An 18,516-nucleotide genomic window follows, 5' to 3' on the forward strand; every position below is an offset into this window, starting at 1 on the left:
GATTCGAACCCCGGATACGTTGCCGTATACACACTTTCCAGGCGTGCTCCTTCAGCCACTCGGACACCTCACCATATTGTTGTTCCTGTGCTACCGGAACGGGCGCTAATGTAGGGGAAACACCGCCCCGTCGTCAATCAACTTTTTGAAAAAAATGTGCATTTACACAAACTTCAAGCAACATGGAGCATAAATAAGCGGGAATTGTTTTTTTTGCCAGCATCCTAAAATTTGCTACTCTGATGTTCCCTCGGAAAATGATGATAATAAGTGCGAGAAAGTTCCGCACAACAATGTTCAGGAGACAATGTGGATATAATTTTCTATCACCCAACATTCGATACGACCTGGTGGATTAATGCGTTGGCAAAGGCAATACCTGGTGCAAACGTACGTGAGTGGAAAGCGGGTGATAATGCACATGCTGACTATGCGCTGGTCTGGCATCCGCCGGTTGAAATGCTCGCAGGACGAAAATTAAAAGCCGTATTTGCGCTAGGCGCGGGCGTCGATTCTATTCTCAGTAAACTCAATGCTCATCCGGAAATGTTGGATGCGTCGATCCCGCTTTTCCGTCTGGAAGATACGGGTATGGGCCTGCAAATGCAGGAATATGCGGTTAGTCAGGTGCTGCACTGGTTTCGTCGCTTTGATGATTATCAGGCATTGAAAAATCAGGCGAAATGGCAACCGTTGCAGGAATATACTCGTGAGGATTTTACCGTCGGGATCATGGGGGCAGGTGTATTGGGCGCAAAAGTTGCCGAAAGCCTGCAAGCATGGGGATTCCCACTGCGCTGCTGGAGCCGTTCGCGTAAATCCTGGTCTGGCGTGGAAAGCTTCGCCGGTACTGAGGAACTGGGCGCGTTTTTGAGCCAAACTCGTGTGCTTATCAACCTCCTGCCTAATACGGCAGAAACCATAGGTATTATTAACGCTGATTTACTTAGCCAATTGCTGGATGGCGCCTACGTACTGAACCTGGCGCGTGGCGTTCATCTCAATGAAGACGATCTTCTGGCATCGCTGGACAGCGGCAAGGTGAAAGGTGCCATGCTGGATGTCTATAGCCGTGAACCGCTGCCGGAAACCAGTCCTCTGTGGAAACATCCGCGTGTGGCAATGACGCCGCATATTGCCGCGGTAACGCGCCCGGCGGAGGCGGTGAACTATATCTCCCGCACGATTTTGGATCTTGAGAGCGGGAAATCCGTTACGGGTCAGGTCGATCGCGTTCGGGGATACTAATGCTAACCCGGCGGATGCCGGGTTTCAGCTAATAAATAGCGGCGATACCTGCTATCCTTGACGAAAAATGACTACAGGAGAGAGTTATGTATCCCGTTGACCTGCATATGCATACCGTCGCCAGCACCCACGCCTACAGCACCTTAAGTGATTACATCGCTGAAGCCCGTCGCAAAGGCATCAAGCTGTTTGCTATTACCGATCATGGACCGGACATGGCGGACGCGCCTCACCACTGGCACTTTATCAATATGCGTATTTGGCCACGTGTTGTAGATGGCGTAGGGATCCTGCGCGGCATTGAGGCGAATATTAAGAATATTGAAGGCGAAATTGACTGTTCAGGTCCGATGTTTACCTCTCTGGACCTCATTATTGCGGGCTTCCATGAGCCAGTTTTTGCACCTCACGATAAAGAAACCAATACCCAGGCAATGATAGCCACGATGGCCAGCGGTAATGTGCACATCATTAGCCATCCGGGAAATCCCAAGTATCCGGTTGATATTACTGCAATTGCCCAAGCGGCGGCAAAGTACCAGGTTGCACTGGAAATCAATAACTCTTCGTTTTTGCATTCGCGTAAGGGCAGTGAGGATAATTGTCGTGCGGTTGCTGCGGCTGTGCGCGATGCTGGCGGCTGGGTGGCGTTAGGGTCGGATTCACATACTGCTTTCACGCTGGGAGAATTTGGCGAATGCCGTAAAATCCTGGATGATGTTAATTTCCCTGAAGACAGAATTTTAAACGTCACACCTAAACGCCTGTTGGCGTTTCTGGAATCGCGAGGCATGGAGCCGATCGCGGAATTTGCTGAACTGTAATTGTTACTAACTGGAATATATCAATGAACGAGTTTTCTATCCTGTGTCGTGTACTGGGCTCGCTGTTTTATCGCCAACCGCAGGACCCTTTACTGGTTCCCCTGTTTACCTTAATTAGTGAAGGTAAACTGTCCGCCAACTGGCCGCTGGAACAGGACGAACTGCTCACTCGTCTGCAGAAGAGCTGCGATATGCCCCAATTGGCTGCAGATTACAACGCGCTGTTTGTCGGTGAAGAGTGTGCTGTGCCGCCTTATCGTAGCGCCTGGGTAGAAGGGGCGAAAGAATCGGATGTTCGTGCATTTCTTTCTGCCCGCGGCATGCCGCTGGCAGATACGCCGGCAGATCACATTGGTACGCTGTTGCTGGCGGCTTCATGGCTTGAAGACCAGTCTGCGGAAGATGAAAGTGAGGCGCTTGAAACCTTGTTTGTAGACTACCTGCTGCCCTGGTGTGGTACGTTCCTTGGCAAAGTTGAGGCGCACGCAAACACGCCGTTCTGGCGTACCATGGCGCCGCTAACACGTGATGCTATTAGTGCAATGTGGGACGAATTGCAGGAAGATACTGACGAGTAAATGTGATTTAAATCACTTTAAACTGCAACGCAAATTACATGCTTGCATAAATTGTGTGCACGATCTCATTCCTATGTCGTTTTTCTGCTAAGATACGCGGCATGAACATACTTCTCTCAATTGCAATCACAACGGGCATTCTCTCTGGGATCTGGGGATGGGTGGCCGTTTCTCTTGGCTTACTCAGTTGGGCTGGCTTTCTGGGTTGCACGGCCTATTTCGCCTGCCCGCAAGGTGGGCTAAAAGGACTGTGGATCTCGGCGTGTACGCTGCTAAGCGGTGTGGTGTGGGCGTTGGTGATTATTAACGGTAGCGCGCTTGCCCCGCATATGGACATTATTGGTTATGTCATGACGGGAATTGTCGCGTTTCTGATGTGTATCCAGGCAAAGCAATGGTTGCTTTCATTTGTACCGGGCACGTTTATTGGCGCATGTGCAACATTTGCAGGGCAGGGCGACTGGCGACTGGTTGTACCGTCACTGGTACTGGGCCTGGTATTCGGCTATGCGATGAAAAACAGTGGTCTGTGGCTGGCATCTCGCCGTGAAAATCGAATATCGCCGACGCTGACCAGTAAATAAAAAAGCGTGAGGGTTTTCCTCACGCTTTTTATGCAGTAAAGATCCATCAGGATTCTGGCGGTACCGACATATGGCGGTATTTAACCAGAATGTCATTATCAACTTGTTTCTTATCCTGCAAATCCCACAATCCGCGATCGATGCCGTCATTAATTAAGAAGATAACGCCTGTTTCAATCGCTGACATCAGACAAAGCATAACCGGTTCGTTAGAGGTGTAGCCAATTTCACCTTCCAACAGACGCTGGTAGTCAATAAAGCGGAACACTCCAGCCTGTACTTCATAAGACAAAATGGTTTTACTGGTGTTCACTGACGACAGGATCTCACCGGTGCTGACGTTAACTACGCGCAGGTTTACCGCTATCTGGTCGAGCTGGTATTGCGTATCGGCGCCAATACCGAAATAACGCGCACCGACACCACCCGATTTAACGTTGCTTTCATAACCGATAATTGACCCTTCCACCATGACGTTTGCCGCGGTCAGGGACTGTAGCGGGATCCGGTTATTAATCGCAACCGTACCGTTTTCCTGAGCCGCACGAATGATTTTACGTTCGTTCAGCAAGTTCTGTAGCCCCTGACGTTCCAGAGGGACGAACCAACGAGAATCTTTCAATGCGGTGACAAGCATAGCCGTGGCGCTTTGCGGGACGGCGGTAGAGAAGTTACTTGCCGGGTAAGGTTTAAATTGGCCAGTCTCATCCTGAATGTTGTATACCGACACAAAGATCTTACCTGTAGGCATAGGCAGATGCGTCAAATCTTTATAGCTTTGGGCCCGGGGCATTAATGTCGGCTTAGCGGCTTCTTGAGGCGGAGCTGTTAAACATCCGCTGAGTAAAATTACTGCCACCATGATAAGTAAGCGCTGCATGATTTTTTCCTTTCGTGGCTATAATTTAGAAATCGGTCGACTGATTTTGTAAACCCGACACTTCAATAGTCGACGTTCTCCCCGTTTTCCTGTCCGTGACATTCAGTTGCAGTTGCCCATCCCGGTTGGCGATATCAACGATAAAATCGCTGGTTACCATCCTCCCCGGTTTACCGGTATTGATATTGGTGAGCAAGCCACCGAGTATTTGCGACTGTATTGCCTGGGTAAAGTTATCCAGTGCTGATGGGGTTTCAATCCCGTAATCGCCAGCACTCGGATCCTTATACGAGTTTTGCGCCTGAGCGCTGTTCAGTAAAAAAGAGCCGTTATTTGGGTTGCCACCAAAGTTAGGGTTGCGGAACTGGAACGTCATATTTCCGGCCCAACTTAATGGTGAAATCAGCATGAGCAAAACCACTGCATGTTTGACACGCATGAAAGCCTCCGGACAAAATCATGTTTTAGAATTCATCGCGCGCTAAATCGCTCGTACTTAATAGCGTTTGATCTATTTGCCGACGATTTAATGCTTCCTCAGTTTCTGCCAATGCGAAGACCACAATTTTGTCGAAGTCTCTTTTCGTCGGGAATAAAAAAGTCTGGAAGATAACGTCCTGATTGACAGTTATGGTGATCCAACTTCCCCAACGTGCACTGGGCCTTTCATTAATGGTTAAGTTTCCTGTGTACTTACTTTCCCACTTGTCACTAAAGGCACGATAAAAATCATGGCCAATAGAAGAGACAGTGTGGTCAGTCAACAGTCCGGGAACCTCCACCTCTACAGCAGCGTGTAGATTCCCGGCAGCAAGGAACAAATTTGCTGCCACAATCCAGGACAAATAGCTTTTCATGGCTTTATCGCCTGAGGTTATCATTGGCCCACGAGACCGCCTGCGTACGATTTTTGACAGCTATCTTTTTGAAAAGATTATAAAGATGTGTTTTAACCGTATTTTCACTAATAAATAGTGAACGCGCGATTTCAATATTTGAGGCGCCAATACGCAGTTTATTAAGGATTTCTTTTTCACGGTGCGTAAGTAATGCCGACTCCGTGCTGTTATAGCGGTAGTTCCCGGAATGCGTGATCAGGTAGCTGGCAAGTTTTTGTGAAAAGTAGCATTCGCCACGCAACACACCTTGCAATCCGCTGACGACACGCTGCTCATCTTCCGTTGCGTAGAATACGCCATTGATATGCGGCCAGTTTTCAATATCCCGATAAGGATAATCATCTGGGGTATTCAACAATAACGTCTTTATATTGTTGTTTTTTCTGCTCAAATTATCTTGCCAGTAATGGATCAGTTTTTTGTCTGCCTCCATCATGTCCAGTAGAACAATGCAGCTGGAGGAAATATCATCCAGAGAACGTTGAATATTATGTAGTTTTCCGGTTAACGCCAGCGATTGTTTTAAATGCTGTAATAACGCAGTTGCCTGCAGGGATGGTTTAGTGATCAACAATAATGTATGACCATGAATACTATGGACTTCATTAAACATGATGAAACTCCACTTTTTTAGTCGCACACCTGACAGCTGTCTCTACTAAAATAGAGGCACCAGAAGTACTGACAGATGTTGCACTGCTGTGTAGAAATAAAATATCGACCCAACGGGGTGAAAATATTAAAACAAATGGACTTCAACTGATTTCAATCTAGCTATTACAAATCTTAAAGCAAGTGTTAAACATGTTACATAATGTAAATTTATATATTAAAATGTGATTTTTGGGTTTTTTAGAAGTTTAGATTTGATAGTAAAGTTGTACATTTTGGCGATACTGCATAGATTTAAAAAATCATACAAATTATAATATAGTATTGATTTTAAAGGATTAAATTTATGCTTAGATGGTTTTTGATTTCTAATAAATTCCGATCTTTTCGTCTTACTTTAAGTTGGACAATTTTAGATAGAAAAAAATGACGCTTGTCACGACTTGTACTGCTAACTATCGAAGTACCTCGCTACGAGGCCCAGAAAACGCGGAAAACGCGTTTTTTTTGTTACTGCATAGAAATTCATTCACCGGGTTAAAAAAGAAATGAAATCCAGAGCTGTAACGGTATTGTTCGCTGTTAATTAGTACTTTGGGGTGAATCTGAATATAAAAATACAACTGGCGGGTGAGTTATTTAAAATGTTTCCGCAGACATACTCTTCATCGTAACGTGGCATTAACAAATGTAAGTCATGTTAACAACAATTTGAGTGGTAATTAATTTAACTTCATGTACGACCAGGTCCAGGGTGACAACATGAAAAACAAGTTGTTATTTATGATGTTTACAATGCTGGGTGTGCCTGGGATTGCAGCCGCGACTACAAGTTATGATTTAGCTAATTCAGAATATAACTTTGCGGTAAATGAATTAAGTAAGTCTTCATTTAATCAGGCAGCCATTATTGGTCAGGTTGGCACTGCGAACAGTGCAAATACCCGCCAGGGGGGCTCGAAGTTATTGTCAGTCATTTCGCAAGAAGGTTCTGGTAATCGAGCGAAAACAGACCAGACGGGATCATATAACTTTGCATATATTGATCAAACGGGTAGTTCCAATGATGCGAGTATTAAACAAGGTTCATACGGTAATACGGCGGTAATTATCCAGAAAGGCTCTGGTAATAAAGCCAATATTACCCAGTACGGTACACAAAAAACAGCAGTTGTGGTGCAGAGACAGTCGCAAATGGCAATTCGCGTGACTCAACGCTAATCCATTAACGACGTTTAAATCAATCCGATGGGGGTTTACCATGAAACTTTTAAAAGTGGCAGCATTCGCAGCAATCGTAGTTTCTGGCAGTGCTCTGGCTGGTGTTGTTCCGCAATGGGGCGGCAATCATCATGGTGGTGGCAGTAATTATGGCCCAGACTCTTCACTGAGTATCTACCAATATGGGTCAAACAACTCTGCAAGTGCTCTGCAAAGTGATGCGCGTAAATCAGATGTCACCATCACACAACACGGGCGTGGCAACGGAGCTGTTGTTGGTCAGGGTGCTGATGACAGTACCATTAGCCTGAAACAGACCGGCTTCCAGAACAGTGCCACTATCGATCAGTGGAATGCAAAAAATGCTGATATTAGCGTGACCCAGTTCGGTGGCCGTAACGGTGCGTTGGTTAATCAGACAGCCTCTGACTCCAATGTGCTGATTCAGCAGGTTGGCTTTGGTAACAACGCTACAGCTAACCAACACTAATTCAGTTTTCTGACTGATAATAAACAGGGCGTGAGCCCTGTTTTTTTTTCGGGAGAATATTATGCATACGCTATTACTCATTGCCGCGCTGGCAAATCAAATAACATTCAATACAACTCAGCAAGGTGATATGTACACCATTATTCCTCAGGTGACGTTAACTCAACCGTGCGTATGTGAGGTACAAGTCCTTGCCATACGTAAAGGGTCCGGGGGACAAAGCCAATCGCAGCAGAAAACAAGCCTTTCGGTCCCCGCTAATCGGCCGATTGAATTAACTAAACTGAGTTTTAATATTTCACCTGAGGATTCGGTCAAAATTATCGTTACCGTTTCGGATGGGCAGTCTCTGCATCTGTCTCAGCAATGGCCAGATTCAAACGGTCACCCGTGATTTTTTGATGTATTTGCATTAAGGGTGTGGCTGGGAATGCACTGCTGTTCTATGAATATAGAGACGTTTGAACGTTTTAATTTGATCGTTAATCACAGCGGCGAAGGATCATTTCGATCCCTCAAGGATGGCTAATCATTGAGGAACCCTTATGTGTACATTATTAAAGCGTTTTTTAAGTATCAGCTTGTGCAGCATTTCTCTTTTTACCCTCCCCGCAATGGCGCAACAAATCTCAACCGGCGGGGTTATTCATTTTCGCGGTGCAATAGTTGAATCACCTTGCGATGTTAACGCTCGGCAGCAGCAAATTGAATTGTCATGTATGCGCGACGGCACCACCCGTAATAGTCTCTACAGTCAGCAACAGGTCGCGACTGCCCCTCAAAATGTGCAGCAAATTGCCACAGTCAAAATGCACTATCTCAATGAACAGAAAAACATGGCAATTCTTAACATTGAATATAAATGAATCATTCCGGCGTACATATGCACACGTTTGGTTAAAAAGTGAGATTTCCGGGAAAACCCTGCTGTACACTTAACAAATAGTGTTTGGTCAGGGGAAACTTATGCAATCACGTGTTCATGTGTTACATGGCGATATTACGACGATCGCTGTTGATGTGATTGTCAACGCGGCGAATCCATCGCTATTGGGCGGAGGTGGCGTCGATGGAGCGATTCATCGCGCTGCAGGGCCTGCGTTGCTGGCGGCCTGCAAACAGGTTATCCAGCAACAGGGCGAATGCCCAACCGGTCATGCGGTTATCACCCTGGCGGGAAACTTGCCCGCCAGGGCGGTGATCCACAGCGTGGGGCCCGTATGGCAGGGTGGCGATCATCATGAAGCTGAACGCCTCGAAGAGGCTTACTTTAATAGCTTGCAACTGGCCTTAGCCAATGGCTATCAGTCCATTGCTTTTCCGGCGATTAGCACCGGGGCTTATGGTTATCCCCGCGCTGCAGCGGCAGAGATCGCGGTTAAAACGGTGTTGAAATTTATCACCCGACGTGCGCTTCCCGATCAAATATACTTCGTGTGCTTTGATGAAGAAAACGCTCGGCTATACAAGAGATTACTTACCCAGCAAGGCGATGAACGCACGGACTGATATGACGCGACTTGAGCGTGCCATCACGCCACTTTGTGAAAACCACCCGGGAGAATGCGGCATTCTGACGTTGGATGACAGCCTGGATGCATTTGCTGCTCGCTATCGGTTGACGGAAATGGCGGAACGTACCCTGGATGTTCAGTATTACATCTGGGAAAGCGACATGTCCGGGCTATTACTATTTTCCGTTTTGCTGGCCGCGGCGAAGCGGGGCGTCCGGGTGCGTTTGTTGCTGGATGATAACAACACGCCAGGTCTGGATGACACGCTGCGTTTGCTGGACAATCACCCTAATATAGAAATCCGTCTGTTTAATCCCTTTTCCTTTCGTATCCTGCGTGCACTAGGCTATTTAACCGATTTTGCCCGGTTGAATCGACGTATGCACAATAAAAGTTATACCGCTGACGGCGTCGTAACTCTCGTGGGCGGGCGAAATATCGGCGATGCCTATTTTGGCACAGGCGAACAACCGCTGTTTTCCGATCTGGATGTTATGGCTATCGGGCCGGTGGTCCAGGATGTTGCTGACGACTTTGAGCGTTACTGGCACTGCCGCTCGGTTTCAACATTGCAAAATGTACTTGAGGTGGCTGAGCCAGCTTCAACGCAAAAAATCGAACTTCCAGAATCCTGGTATAACGATGACATCACGCGTCGCTATCTACATAAGCTGGAAACCAGCCAGTTTATGACCCACCTCGATCAGAGGTCGCTACCGCTGATTTGGGCGAGAACGCGCTTGCTGAGTGATGATCCCGCAAAAGGAGAGGGGAAAGCGCCGCGCCACTCACTATTACCGCAGCGTTTGTTTGACGTGATGGGATCTCCCACCGAGCGTATTGATATTATTTCCGCCTACTTTGTACCAACTCGCGCCGGTGTGGCGCAGCTCCTGAGACTGGTGAGAAAAGGCGTTAAGATCGCGATTTTAACTAATTCTCTGGCGGCGAATGATGTCGCAGTCGTTCACGCAGGCTATGCACGCTGGCGAAAAAAGCTCTTGCGCTACGGTGTGGAGTTATACGAGCTCAAACCAACTCGCGATCGCGTTTCAGCAGTACATGACCGGGGATTAACCGGTAATTCAGGCTCCAGCCTGCATGCGAAAACCTTCAGCATTGACGGTTGTAAAGTGTTTATCGGCTCGCTTAATTTTGATCCCCGTTCAACGCTGCTCAATACGGAAATGGGGTTTGTGATTGAGAGTGAAGTACTGGCCGAGTTGATTCATAAACGTTTTATGCAAAGCCAGCGTGAAATGGCCTGGCAACTACGTCTTGATCGGTGGGGAAGAATCAATTGGGTCGACAGACTTTCTGGCAGTGAACAGGTACTGAAAAAAGAACCCGCCACAGGATTCTGGAAGCGGGTTCTGGTAAAGCTGGCGTCCGTGTTACCCATTGAGTGGTTGCTCTGAACCACACAATGATTGACGGAAAACTAACCGGCCACGGCCTTGTTTTTATCCTGCCTGACGGGTGGTTTACCCGAAAAGAGAAACTTCAGCACCGGGATCCGTAAATGGATTTCGTACAGTATTACCGCAATCCCGACTACAAACAGTAGACCGCAGAGAAAGCCCAGCAAATTCGACTTGATATGCGGTGTGATGTAAGCGCCAAAAAACAGCGTTAACGGATGATGCACCAGATAGATAAACAGAGATGCGTTGACAAAATAGGTTACGCGGGCTGACTGGAAATTCAGCAAACGGTGACCAAGTGAAAAGACGACGTTCACCATCCACAGGCCCATGACCATGGTAATAACATATTCGGTTTCATACATCCAGGCATCGCCGTTGCCGTAACGTTGATTGAGCAGGTATGCGACAAATGCGCATGCGGCGCCCAGCGTGCAGCCGCGCGATGGCGTGGTAAACAGCGCTTTCAGATTAGGATTGATAAACGCCAGCGCACCGAGCATAAAGAAAGGCACATAAAACAACGTTTGCATAACGATAAAATTAAACATGCCATCGCTGAGAATCGAAGGGTAGAGGATGAAAATCGTCCTTCTGACGGCGGCATAACCGAAACCCAGCACTGCAAAAATCAGCGTTAACTTCGTCATTGACACCGCAGGCGCGCTGCCGACGTCTCTTTGCGTCAATCTGTGTTTCATCTGGGTAAACACCCACATGCTCAGGGTCGTTAACACCACGAGAACCAGTAAAAACCACAGATGGGAAATCAGCTCCCAGGCCAGCGCGTTGTATTTATCGTAGCCGCTGAGGGTATGCCAGCTGTCTGCTTTCCCTTTCACGTATTGCAGCATGATAAATTGCGGCAGCGTAAGCAGTGGAATCGCAGTCAGCATAGGGATCCCCACGCGTTCTACACGCACTTTCCACCAGCGCTTTAACGGATAGCGTAGAAATAGCATGTAGGAAAAATAACCCGAAATGACAAAGAAGACTTGCATGCGAAAAGCATGGATAAAGTCATTGAACAAGGTCAACCACCACGATGGTTCTGCGCTGTTCACGTGCCATGTGTGGGTGGAGTAGATCAATGAAATATGAAACGGGATCCCTAACAACATTAGCCAGGCACGGATGGAGTCAAGAAAATATTCGCGTGGTGGTGATACAGAGCTCATAGACAGTTATGTATTCTCAGACTTTTCGTCTTATCCCTAAGACGAATAATGGTTACATTCGAGGGCAACCCTACACGAAGTCTAACAACCTGTCTCCAGGATAAGCACGCAAAGTGAAAACAGGCAGACGAACCTGCTTAAACCATGAGCCAGCGCGCGAACAATACAGGGATTCAGTTGTCGGAATACCCGATTATCCATTAAAATGGATCGGATCAATATAAGCACACAAAGGGGGAAGTGCTTACTAATTATGAAACATAAACTACAAATGATGAAAATGCGTTGGTTGGGTGCAGCAGTCATGTTAACGCTGTACACATCATCAAGCTGGGCATTCAGCATTGATGATGTTGCAAAACAAGCTCAATCCTTAGCCGATAAAGGCTATGAGGCGCCAAAAAGTAACTTGCCCTCCGTTTTCCGCGACATGAAATATGCGGATTATCAGCAGATCCAGTTTAATCGCGATAAAGCCTACTGGAGCAATCTCAAGACCCCATTTAAGCTCGAGTTCTACCACCAGGGTATGTACTTCGACACGCCGGTCAAAATCAACGAAGTGACCGCTACTGCGGTGAAAAGAATCAAATACAGCCCGGATTACTTTAATTTCGGCGATGTTCAGCATGATAAAGACACGGTAAAAGATCTCGGTTTCGCCGGGTTCAAAGTGCTGTATCCGATCAACAGCAAAGATAAAAACGACGAAATCGTCAGCATGCTCGGTGCCAGCTATTTCCGTGTTCTGGGTGCAGGCCAGGTCTACGGCCTTTCTGCGCGCGGTCTCGCGATTGATACCGCTCTGCCTTCTGGTGAAGAATTTCCCCGCTTTCGTGAGTTTTGGATCGAGCGTCCGAAACCAACTGATAAACGTTTAACCATTTATGCCTTACTGGATTCTCCGCGTGCTACCGGAGCGTATCGCTTTGTCATCATTCCTGGTCGTGACACGGTAGTCGATGTTCAGTCCAAAGTTTATCTGCGCGACAAAGTGGGCAAACTTGGCGTGGCACCGTTAACCAGTATGTTCCTGTATGGACCTAACCAGCCTTCTCCGACGACTAACTATCGTCCAGAACTGCATGACTCTAACGGTTTGTCCATCCACGCTGGCAACGGCGAATGGATTTGGCGTCCGCTGAATAACCCGAAACATCTCGCGGTGAGCAGCTTTGCTATGGAAAATCCGCAAGGTTTCGGTCTGTTGCAGCGTGGCCGTCAGTTCTCGCGTTTTGAAGACATCGACGATCGTTACGATCTGCGCCCGAGCGCCTGGATCACGCCAAAAGGCGATTGGGGCAAAGGTAAGATTGAGTTAGTTGAAATTCCAACTAACGATGAAACGAACGATAACATCGTTGCGTACTGGACTCCGGATCAACTGCCTGAAGCCGGTAAAGAAATGAACTTTAAATATACCCTGACGTTCACGCGTGATGAAGACAAGCTTCATGCGCCTGATAACGCCTGGGTACAGCAGACACGTCGTTCTACCGGTGATGTTAAACAGTCCAATCTCATTCGTCAGCCTGACGGTACCATCGCGTTTGTGGTGGACTTTTCCGGCACCGATATGAAAAAGCTGCCGCAGGATACGCCGGTTACCGCACAAACCAGTATTGGTGACAACGGTGAAATCGTTGAAAACACCGTGCGCTACAACCCGGTCACTAAAGGTTGGCGTTTGGTATTGCGCGTGAAAGTGAAAGACGTGAAGAAAACCACTGAAATGCGTGCTGCCCTGGTCAATGCCGATCAGACGCTGAGTGAAACCTGGAGCTACCAGTTACCTGCCAATGAATAAGACAACTGAGTATATTGACGCAATGCCGCTTTCGGATATCGAAAAAGCGGCACTGCCGAAAACTGACATCCGCGCTGTTCATCAGGCGCTGGATGCTGAGCATCGTACGTACTCGCGCGAAGATGATTCACCGCAGGGTTCTGTAAAAGCTCGTCTTGAGCAAGCATGGCCGGATTCTCTGGCTAAAGAGCAGTTGGTTAAGGACGATGAGGGGCGCGATCAGCTACAGGCGATGCCAAAAGCAACGCGTACCTCTATGTTCCCCGATCCCTGGCGTACCAACCCGGTTGGCCGTTTTTGGGATCGTCTGCGTGGGCGCGATGTGACTCCGCGTTATCTTTCGCGTTTGACCAAAGAAGAACAAGAGAGCGAGCAAAAATGGCGTACCGTAGGCACCATCCGCCGCTATACGTTGTTGATCTTAACGCTGGCGCAAACGGTCGTTGCAACCTGGTATATGAAGACGATCCTTCCTTATCAGGGGTGGGCATTCATTAATCCTGCAGACATGATGGGGCAGGATTTGTGGGTCTCCTTTATGCAACTGCTGCCCTACATGCTCCAGACCGGCATTCTTATTTTGTTTGCCGTACTTTTCTGTTGGGTATCAGCGGGGTTCTGGACCGCGCTGATGGGCTTCCTGCAATTGCTGATTGGACGGGATAAGTACAGTATCTCGGCCTCAACGGTCGGGGATGAACCGTTGAATCCTGAACACCGTACGGCGTTGATTATGCCTATCTGTAACGAGGACGTTGATCGCGTATTCGCGGGACTTCGCGCCACGTGGGAGTCGGTCAAAGCAACGGGCAACGCTGAGCATTTCGATGTTTACATTCTGAGCGACAGCTACAATCCAGATATCTGCGTGGCAGAACAAAAAGCGTGGATGGAGCTGATTGCCGAAGTGCAGGGCGAAGGACAGATTTTCTACCGCCGTCGCCGTCGTCGCGTGAAGCGTAAAAGCGGCAACATTGATGACTTCTGCCGTCGCTGGGGAAATCAGTACAGCTACATGGTTGTGCTGGATGCGGACTCAGTGATGAGCGGTGACTGTCTGAGCGGCCTGGTGCGCCTGATGGAAGCGAATCCGAATGCCGGGATTATCCAGTCTTCACCGAAGGCTTCCGGTATGGATACGCTGTATGCGCGCTGCCAACAGTTTGCGACCCGTGTTTATGGGCCGCTGTTTACCGCCGGGCTTCACTTCTGGCAGTTAGGCGAATCGCACTACTGGGGCCACAACGCAATTATCCGCGTGAAGCCGTTTATCGAGCACTGTGCGCTCGCGCCGTTACCGGGCGAAGGTTCGTTTGCGGGATCGATTCTCTCCCATGACTTCGTGGAAGCGGCCTTGATGCGTCGCGCTGGCTGGGGCGTGTGGATTGCCTACGATCTACCGGGCTCTTATGAAGAGCTACCGCCGAACCTGCTGGATGAACTCAAGCGTGACCGTCGCTGGTGCCACGGCAACTTGATGAACTTCCGTCTGTTCCTGGTTAAGGGGATGCACCCGGTTCACCGCGCGGTGTTCCTGACTGGTGTGATGTCCTATCTGTCCGCGCCGCTGTGGTTTATGTTCCTCGCGCTCTCTACCGCATTGCAGGTGGTGCATGCGTTGACGGAACCGCAGTACTTCCTGCAACCGCGTCAGCTATTCCCGGTATGGCCGCAATGGCGACCTGAACTGGCGATCGCGCTGTTTGCTTCAACGATGGTGCTGTTGTTCCTGCCGAAGTTGCTGAGTATTTTGCTCATCTGGTGTAAAGGGACGAAAGAGTACGGCGGGTTTATCCGCGTTACGCTGTCGCTGCTGCTGGAGGTTCTGTTCTCCGTGCTGCTGGCACCGGTGCGCATGCTGTTCCATACCGTCTTCGTCGTGAGCGCTTTCCTCGGTTGGGAAGTGGTGTGGAATTCGCCGCAGCGCGATGACGATTCCACCCCATGGGGTGAAGCGTTTATGCGTCACGGTTCTCAGTTACTGTTGGGGCTGGTGTGGGCTGTGGGTATGGCCTGGCTGGATCTGCGTTTCCTGTTCTGGCTGGCACCGATTGTCTTCTCGCTGATCCTGTCGCCGTTTGTTTCAGTGATTTCCAGCCGTTCCACGGTGGGGTTACGTACCAAGCGCTGGAAGCTGTTCCTGATCCCGGAAGAGTATTCCCCGCCGCAGGTGCTGGTGGATACCGATACTTATCTGGTGATGAACCGTAAACGTACGCTGGACGATGGCTTTATGCATGCGGTGTTTAACCCGTCGTTTAACGCACTGGCCACGGCCATGGCGACTGCACGCCACCGCGCCAGCAACGTGCTGGAGATTGCACGCGATCGTCATGTGGAACAGGCGCTGAACGAAACGCCGGAGAAACTGAATCGCGATCGCCGCCTTGTATTGTTGAGCGATCCGGTGACCATGGCACGTTTACATTATCGCGTCTGGAATTCACCTGATAAGTATTCTTCGTGGGTGAACTACTATCAGGGGTTGACTCTGAACCCGTTGGCGCTCAGGAAAAAATAAGCGTTCTGTTACGTGAAAATACCGGCCTGGTGCCGGTATTTTTTTATATTGAATAGAATGAGACGTGAGGTAGCAGGTGCGAATATTGGCTGTAGGAATAATGATCTTCTTCCTGAGCGGATGCGGCAGCATTATTAGTCGTACCATCCCAGGGCAAGGACACGGAAATCAATACTATCCTGGCGTGCAATGGGATGTTCGGGACTCCGCATGGCGCTACGTCACTATCCTCGATCTGCCTTTTTCGCTGGTGTTTGATACGTTGCTGCTACCGCTCGACATACATCATGGACCTTACGAGTAATTATCGCTCATCCCATTCATCGGCTGCGGTATGCCCCTCTTCGGTATCAAGGGGAGGTTCCAGCTGGAATTCACCTTCATCCCATTCGTGAAGCGTATTTTCTTCCTGCCACTCCTGGCGAATTTCAATTTCATCATAGTCGCCATCAAAAACGCTCTGAGCCGCTTCTCCGCTCAGTATTGGTAGACATTCACCATCTACATCATCCTCGTCAGCAAAGAATTCCGCCTGCCACATAATGTCGCCATCCTGTAGCACGTATTTTTGGATGCTTAGCTGTTGAACGCTGGCGTCGTCTGACTCAAGGTCAGGGTTATCAGCCAGAAACACTTCACGAGCCGCATCAATAGCCTCTTCCAACGTGGCATAAAAATTCATGTCATTCTTTGCCATATTTCTTCTCCTAAGGCGAACAATAAAGGGGGATGATTCAATCTATAGACGGCGATCCGCAGAGCGTCAAACCCGTTAGCTGCATGGCTAACTCAATCAGATGATTACTGCCTGCAATGCCAACGAGAGCAGGTGAAAGTAACCTCGATAGTTTATGAAAAAATTTACATAGGCAGATACTGAAGCCGACGTAATATCAGGAAAAAAATTCAAGAAAAAAGAGTAATGTATGTGGTTTGCAATGCAGTAATGAAAATCAAATAAATAAAAGTTGGCGTTATATTAGAAAATCTTCAGTTTTAAACACCAATTTTTATGTGTTTTAGAGGGGGAATGCGAACGTTTATGAATTAATATTACATAACTCAATCAAAATAAAGGAGAAAATTAATGCCCAATACGGAAGTGTTGCAGAGGTAATCAATGAAAGTGGCTAAACTTAGTGGTGTCTCTGGAAGTGACAAAGTGTCTTTTGCGTATAGGGGTTGTGAATGGTGCGAGTGATACTGGAATAGTATACATAATAAAAGATTATTAATGACAAAGGTTATAAATCTATAAGAAACCATTAAATAAGAAATGAATTAATGTTATTGAAATTGTGCGGGTATAATAGTTTGCAAAATCTTATGCTTTATTATATAAAATGCAAAATTAAGAATTACCTTAAGGTTGTTATGGATAACTATAATTCAAATAATGGAAGGTTAATGGCTTTCTATATAATCTGTTTGGCTAGCTATGTTCTTGGCGGTTTGTGTCTTACACAATTTAAATTAACGATGCAAAGTGTCCCGCAAACAGTATATCTGATTATAATTGTAGGGTTGTTCTTTTTATATGGAATAATTTTCCTGTTTATGTTATTTCAGTATCTTTGTAGAAAAGATCTCACCTGCCTCATGATATTAGGCATGGCGTTTCTTGGCAATAACATATTTTTCGTCGAGACTATCTACATCGTTCAGGACTTGATTAATGATCATGCATCAATCGAAAAAAGAACTAACGATATAGCTATATTTTATTACTTTCGGCAGATTAGTTTCATCGCTCTGCTATTTGTTTCATTGAAATCTTATAAAATATCCTCGACAGTTATTGAAACCAAAGAAAGAGAACCTTGCTATATCGTTCTGTCTTTTTTAATCATGCTTGTTATCGCGGTGATGGCGCACACTCTGGCCAGTTACAACCCTAATTTTACACTCGAGATAACAAGCCTGAAGCCTGATAATGTCACGGTGCACTGGCATATTGGGTACATTTATTCGCTTATTATATCCTGGGGGCTGGTCCTGTTGTATTTAATCATAAAAACCAGAACGCACAACATCTTGTGGAAAAGTATAGGGCTACTGTGTTGCTCAGCAATATTGACCAATGTACTACTTCTGAGCCTGGATGAATATAGCATGTATATTTGGTATGTTAGCCGGGGAATTGAGGTGATAAGTGCCCTGTGTATAATCTCAATACTGATGTACAACACCTTCATCATCTTAAAAAAAGAAACGGATTCAGCTATTAAAGACGCAATGACTAAAATATATAATCGTAAACTATTCTATAAGTCATTAAAATCATCATTAGCAAAAGGTGCAGTGTGTGTAATGGTTCTGGATATTGATAAATTCAAACGGATTAACGATACCTACGGTCATCAGGAAGGTGACAGAGTAATAATCAGCATTGTCGATATTATCAATAAATCAATCAGAGATACGGATATTTTTGCCAGAGTAGGAGGCGAAGAATTTGCGATCCTTCTTAAGTGTAACGATAAAGATGAGGCAATTGTTGTTGCAGAACGAATTAGGCGAAATGTGGAGAATGGTACGACAATACCAAATTCATATGATTTAAAAGAAAAAATGACGATAAGTATCGGTGTATATTGCAGTAAAATTGATGATGAATCAGCGGATAAAGTTGTTTCATATGCTGATGCCGCTTTGTATGAAGCCAAAAACTCTGGCAGAAATAAGGTGTGTTACTATTATCATTAAGACTGAAATATATGTCATGTGAGATAATTT

Annotated in this window: 20 protein-coding genes; 14 read left to right on the forward strand and 6 right to left on the reverse strand. The window is 47.1% G+C overall.

Annotated elements, in window-relative coordinates; translation table 11 throughout:
* The first annotated feature begins 309 nt into the window (after positions 1 to 309).
* The 4 genes from ghrA (at position 310) to OGV71_RS03285 (ending at position 3,234) form a co-directional block, all read left to right on the forward strand.
* Positions 310 to 1,248, forward strand: a complete 939-nt coding sequence (ghrA, locus tag OGV71_RS03270) for a glyoxylate/hydroxypyruvate reductase GhrA (RefSeq protein ID WP_204583756.1) — start codon at positions 310 to 312, stop codon at positions 1,246 to 1,248.
* Positions 1,249 to 1,334: 86 nt separating this feature from the next.
* Positions 1,335 to 2,072, forward strand: a complete 738-nt coding sequence (locus OGV71_RS03275; RefSeq protein WP_003836800.1) for a phosphatase — start codon at positions 1,335 to 1,337, stop codon at positions 2,070 to 2,072.
* 23 nt (positions 2,073 to 2,095) lie between these two features.
* Positions 2,096 to 2,650: a TorD/DmsD family molecular chaperone gene (locus OGV71_RS03280; RefSeq protein ID WP_003836798.1), complete on the forward strand. Its 555-nt coding sequence runs from the start codon at positions 2,096 to 2,098 to the stop codon at positions 2,648 to 2,650.
* Positions 2,651 to 2,751: 101 nt separating this feature from the next.
* The gene (locus OGV71_RS03285) at positions 2,752 to 3,234 is read left to right on the forward strand and encodes a DUF1097 domain-containing protein (RefSeq protein WP_008320293.1); all 483 of its coding nucleotides are present in this window, start codon (positions 2,752 to 2,754) and stop codon (positions 3,232 to 3,234) included.
* A gap of 46 nt (positions 3,235 to 3,280) precedes the next feature.
* On the opposite strand, the gene csgG is transcribed toward OGV71_RS03285, so the two are convergent.
* Genes csgG through csgD form a run of 4 tightly spaced genes read right to left on the reverse strand, consistent with a single transcriptional unit; the run spans position 3,281 to position 5,626 of the window.
* Positions 3,281 to 4,114 carry a curli production assembly/transport protein CsgG gene (csgG, locus tag OGV71_RS03290; protein ID WP_003036082.1) on the reverse strand — a complete coding sequence of 278 codons (834 nt, stop codon included), beginning with the start codon at positions 4,112 to 4,114 and terminating at the stop codon, positions 3,281 to 3,283.
* A gap of 25 nt (positions 4,115 to 4,139) precedes the next feature.
* Positions 4,140 to 4,553 (reverse strand): curli production assembly/transport protein CsgF, encoded by a 414-nt coding sequence (csgF, locus tag OGV71_RS03295; RefSeq protein WP_003036084.1) that lies wholly within the window; start codon positions 4,551 to 4,553, stop codon positions 4,140 to 4,142.
* Between the two features lie 25 nt (positions 4,554 to 4,578).
* Positions 4,579 to 4,971, reverse strand: a complete 393-nt coding sequence (gene csgE / locus OGV71_RS03300; protein ID WP_003036087.1) for a curli production assembly/transport protein CsgE — start codon at positions 4,969 to 4,971, stop codon at positions 4,579 to 4,581.
* Between the two features lie 4 nt (positions 4,972 to 4,975).
* Positions 4,976 to 5,626, reverse strand: a complete 651-nt coding sequence (gene csgD / locus OGV71_RS03305) for a biofilm master transcriptional regulator CsgD (RefSeq protein ID WP_003036091.1) — start codon at positions 5,624 to 5,626, stop codon at positions 4,976 to 4,978.
* A 761-nt stretch (positions 5,627 to 6,387) separates the two neighbouring features.
* Here csgD and csgB point away from each other — a divergent pair.
* The 6 genes from csgB to OGV71_RS03335 all read left to right on the forward strand — a co-directional run bounded on the left by csgB (position 6,388) and on the right by OGV71_RS03335 (position 10,268).
* On the forward strand, positions 6,388 to 6,846 hold the full coding sequence (gene csgB / locus OGV71_RS03310) for a curli minor subunit CsgB (RefSeq protein WP_003036094.1): 459 nt from the start codon (positions 6,388 to 6,390) through the stop codon (positions 6,844 to 6,846).
* Positions 6,847 to 6,886: 40 nt separating this feature from the next.
* Entirely contained in the window at positions 6,887 to 7,336 is a 450-nt protein-coding gene (csgA, locus tag OGV71_RS03315) for a curli major subunit CsgA (protein WP_003846828.1), read from the forward strand.
* A gap of 61 nt (positions 7,337 to 7,397) precedes the next feature.
* Positions 7,398 to 7,730: a curli assembly chaperone CsgC gene (csgC, locus tag OGV71_RS03320; RefSeq protein WP_032948973.1), complete on the forward strand. Its 333-nt coding sequence runs from the start codon at positions 7,398 to 7,400 to the stop codon at positions 7,728 to 7,730.
* A 151-nt stretch (positions 7,731 to 7,881) separates the two neighbouring features.
* The gene (locus OGV71_RS03325; RefSeq protein WP_032936233.1) at positions 7,882 to 8,202 is read left to right on the forward strand and encodes a YmdA family protein; all 321 of its coding nucleotides are present in this window, start codon (positions 7,882 to 7,884) and stop codon (positions 8,200 to 8,202) included.
* Between the two features lie 100 nt (positions 8,203 to 8,302).
* Positions 8,303 to 8,845 carry an O-acetyl-ADP-ribose deacetylase gene (gene ymdB, locus OGV71_RS03330; protein WP_204583754.1) on the forward strand — a complete coding sequence of 181 codons (543 nt, stop codon included), beginning with the start codon at positions 8,303 to 8,305 and terminating at the stop codon, positions 8,843 to 8,845.
* Complete coding sequence (locus tag OGV71_RS03335; protein ID WP_085952495.1) at positions 8,781 to 10,268, forward strand: phospholipase D family protein; 1,488 nt, start codon at positions 8,781 to 8,783, stop codon at positions 10,266 to 10,268. Before ymdB ends, OGV71_RS03335 begins: the two co-directional genes overlap by 65 nt.
* Before the next feature lie 23 nt (positions 10,269 to 10,291).
* Here OGV71_RS03335 and mdoC read toward each other — a convergent pair whose 3' ends face one another.
* A complete protein-coding gene (gene mdoC / locus OGV71_RS03340) occupies positions 10,292 to 11,452 on the reverse strand; it encodes a glucans biosynthesis protein MdoC (RefSeq protein WP_204583752.1) in 1,161 nt (386 codons plus the stop codon).
* Positions 11,453 to 11,723: 271 nt separating this feature from the next.
* On the opposite strand from mdoC, the gene mdoG reads away from it, so the two are divergent.
* The 3 genes from mdoG to OGV71_RS03355 all read left to right on the forward strand — a co-directional run bounded on the left by mdoG (position 11,724) and on the right by OGV71_RS03355 (position 16,084).
* Entirely contained in the window at positions 11,724 to 13,259 is a 1,536-nt protein-coding gene (gene mdoG, locus OGV71_RS03345) for a glucans biosynthesis protein MdoG (protein WP_003836790.1), read from the forward strand.
* The gene (gene mdoH / locus OGV71_RS03350) at positions 13,252 to 15,780 is read left to right on the forward strand and encodes a glucans biosynthesis glucosyltransferase MdoH (RefSeq protein WP_003036122.1); all 2,529 of its coding nucleotides are present in this window, start codon (positions 13,252 to 13,254) and stop codon (positions 15,778 to 15,780) included. Before mdoG ends, mdoH begins: the two co-directional genes overlap by 8 nt.
* 76 nt (positions 15,781 to 15,856) lie before the next feature.
* Complete coding sequence (locus OGV71_RS03355; protein ID WP_003832117.1) at positions 15,857 to 16,084, forward strand: YceK/YidQ family lipoprotein; 228 nt, start codon at positions 15,857 to 15,859, stop codon at positions 16,082 to 16,084.
* Here the strand turns inward: OGV71_RS03355 and OGV71_RS03360 are convergent, their stop codons facing one another.
* Positions 16,085 to 16,462, reverse strand: a complete 378-nt coding sequence (locus tag OGV71_RS03360; protein WP_103856734.1) for a MysB family protein — start codon at positions 16,460 to 16,462, stop codon at positions 16,085 to 16,087.
* Positions 16,463 to 17,154: 692 nt separating this feature from the next.
* On the opposite strand from OGV71_RS03360, the gene OGV71_RS03365 reads away from it, so the two are divergent.
* Positions 17,155 to 18,486: a sensor domain-containing diguanylate cyclase gene (locus OGV71_RS03365; protein ID WP_204583750.1), complete on the forward strand. Its 1,332-nt coding sequence runs from the start codon at positions 17,155 to 17,157 to the stop codon at positions 18,484 to 18,486.
* The last annotated feature ends 30 nt before the right edge of the window (positions 18,487 to 18,516 follow it).

Source organism: Citrobacter sp. Cf088 (genome assembly GCF_030334295.1).
Lineage (GTDB): Bacteria > Pseudomonadota > Gammaproteobacteria > Enterobacterales > Enterobacteriaceae > Citrobacter > Citrobacter freundii.

Coding starts and splice junctions, on each gene's coding strand:
- csgC (WP_032948973.1), top strand. CDS start 7,398: ATGCATACGCTATTACTCATTGCCGCGCTGGCAAATCAAATAACATTC.
- OGV71_RS03280 (WP_003836798.1), top strand. CDS start 2,096: ATGAACGAGTTTTCTATCCTGTGTCGTGTACTGGGCTCGCTGTTTTAT.
- OGV71_RS03335 (WP_085952495.1), top strand. CDS start 8,781: ATGAAGAAAACGCTCGGCTATACAAGAGATTACTTACCCAGCAAGGCG.
- OGV71_RS03285 (WP_008320293.1), top strand. CDS start 2,752: ATGAACATACTTCTCTCAATTGCAATCACAACGGGCATTCTCTCTGGG.
- OGV71_RS03325 (WP_032936233.1), top strand. CDS start 7,882: ATGTGTACATTATTAAAGCGTTTTTTAAGTATCAGCTTGTGCAGCATT.
- mdoC (WP_204583752.1), bottom strand. CDS start 11,452: ATGAGCTCTGTATCACCACCACGCGAATATTTTCTTGACTCCATCCGT.
- OGV71_RS03365 (WP_204583750.1), top strand. CDS start 17,155: ATGGATAACTATAATTCAAATAATGGAAGGTTAATGGCTTTCTATATA.
- csgG (WP_003036082.1), bottom strand. CDS start 4,114: ATGCAGCGCTTACTTATCATGGTGGCAGTAATTTTACTCAGCGGATGT.
- mdoH (WP_003036122.1), top strand. CDS start 13,252: ATGAATAAGACAACTGAGTATATTGACGCAATGCCGCTTTCGGATATC.
- mdoG (WP_003836790.1), top strand. CDS start 11,724: ATGATGAAAATGCGTTGGTTGGGTGCAGCAGTCATGTTAACGCTGTAC.
- csgF (WP_003036084.1), bottom strand. CDS start 4,553: ATGCGTGTCAAACATGCAGTGGTTTTGCTCATGCTGATTTCACCATTA.
- OGV71_RS03360 (WP_103856734.1), bottom strand. CDS start 16,462: ATGAATTTTTATGCCACGTTGGAAGAGGCTATTGATGCGGCTCGTGAA.
- OGV71_RS03275 (WP_003836800.1), top strand. CDS start 1,335: ATGTATCCCGTTGACCTGCATATGCATACCGTCGCCAGCACCCACGCC.
- ymdB (WP_204583754.1), top strand. CDS start 8,303: ATGCAATCACGTGTTCATGTGTTACATGGCGATATTACGACGATCGCT.
- csgB (WP_003036094.1), top strand. CDS start 6,388: ATGAAAAACAAGTTGTTATTTATGATGTTTACAATGCTGGGTGTGCCT.
- csgE (WP_003036087.1), bottom strand. CDS start 4,971: ATGAAAAGCTATTTGTCCTGGATTGTGGCAGCAAATTTGTTCCTTGCT.
- csgD (WP_003036091.1), bottom strand. CDS start 5,626: ATGTTTAATGAAGTCCATAGTATTCATGGTCATACATTATTGTTGATC.
- csgA (WP_003846828.1), top strand. CDS start 6,887: ATGAAACTTTTAAAAGTGGCAGCATTCGCAGCAATCGTAGTTTCTGGC.